2 protein-coding genes are annotated in these 1,206 nt (G+C 75.3%); one reads left to right on the forward strand and one right to left on the reverse strand.

Annotation, left to right across the window (positions count from 1 at the left end; all coding sequences use genetic code 11):
* Positions 1–161, reverse strand: a 161-nt coding sequence (locus AC529_RS06375; RefSeq protein ID WP_083948074.1) for a heavy-metal-associated domain-containing protein, incomplete at its 3' end; no start/stop codon positions are given.
* Here AC529_RS06375 and murJ point away from each other — a divergent pair.
* Positions 160–1,206, forward strand: a 1,047-nt coding sequence (gene murJ / locus AC529_RS06380) for a murein biosynthesis integral membrane protein MurJ (RefSeq protein WP_332307051.1), incomplete at its 3' end; no start/stop codon positions are given. The genes AC529_RS06375 and murJ overlap by 2 nt on opposite strands.

A 1,206-nucleotide genomic window follows, 5' to 3' on the forward strand; every position in this document is an offset into this window, starting at 1 on the left:
TGCTCGGCGTCGAGCGGGGCCGCGCTGTCGATCTCGACCCGTCCGCTCGCCAGGTCCACGCGCACGTCGGTCACGCCCGGCAGTTCGCCGATCTCCTCCTTCACCGAGCTCACGCAGTGTCCGCAGGTCATGCCGGTGACGGTGATGGTGGTGCTGGCCATGGCCCGGGCGCGGCGGGCGGGGATCTCCGTGGCGGGAGCCGCGGTGCTCATCAGCGCCGTCACCGTCGTCGCACGCGCCGCCGGATTCGGTCGGACCGTCGTGTTCGCGCAGACGGTCGGAGACAACTGCCTGGGCACCGCCTACGTCACCGCCAACCAGGTGCCGACCGTGCTGTACGAGATCGTCATCGGCGGCGCCCTGTCGGGGACGGCGGTGCCGCTGCTGGCGGACGCGGCCCGCAGGGGCGACACCGCCTATGTGCGCCGCACCGCCTCGGCGCTCGTCACCTGGGTGGTGCTCGTGGCCGTGCCGCTGAGCCTGCTGCTCGCCGCGTCCGCGGAGGCGGTCGCGGCGGCCCTGCTGGCCGGGACGCGGGGCTGCGGCGGCTCCGACCTGCTCGCACTCGCCGCGCGGTTCCTGGCGGTCTTCGCCCCGCAGGTGCTGTGCTACGGCCTGGCCGCGGTGCTGTACGGAATCCTCCAGGCGCACCGGCGCTTCCTCGCCCCCGCGCTGGCGCCGCTGGTGTCCAGCCTCGTCGTCGCCTGCGCCTACCTGGCGTTCGTTCCGCTGAGCTCCGGGGCCGTGGAGGCCCGCGCGCTGCCTACCGCCGCCGAGCTCGTGCTCTCCGTGGGCACCACCGCCGGAGTGGCCGCGCTGTTCCTCACCGCTCTGGTCCCGGTACTGCGGATGCGGCTGGGGCTGCGGCCGATGCTGTCCTTCCCGCCGGGGGTGGCGGCGCGGGCGCGCTCCCTGGCGCTGGCCGCGCTGCTGCCGCTGGTCGCCATGCAGGTGGCCCTGCTCGTGTCGATGTGGCTGGCCAACCACGGCGGCGGCGGGGGCAGCGGCGTGCTCTACAGCTACGCCTGGGCGCTGTTCACCCTGCCCTACGGGGTGGTGGCGGTGCCCATCGCCACCAGCGCGTTCACCGCCCTGGCGGAGTACCACGGGCAGCGGGACCGGGCCGGCTACGACCGGGTCCTGGCGGTGGGGACGCGCGCCTGTCTCATCGCCGTCAGCGCGGCGGCCGTGGCGCTCGCCGCGGCC

The organism is Thermobifida cellulosilytica TB100 (assembly GCF_001517975.1).
In the GTDB taxonomy this organism is placed as follows: Bacteria; Actinomycetota; Actinomycetes; order Streptosporangiales; family Streptosporangiaceae; genus Thermobifida; species Thermobifida cellulosilytica.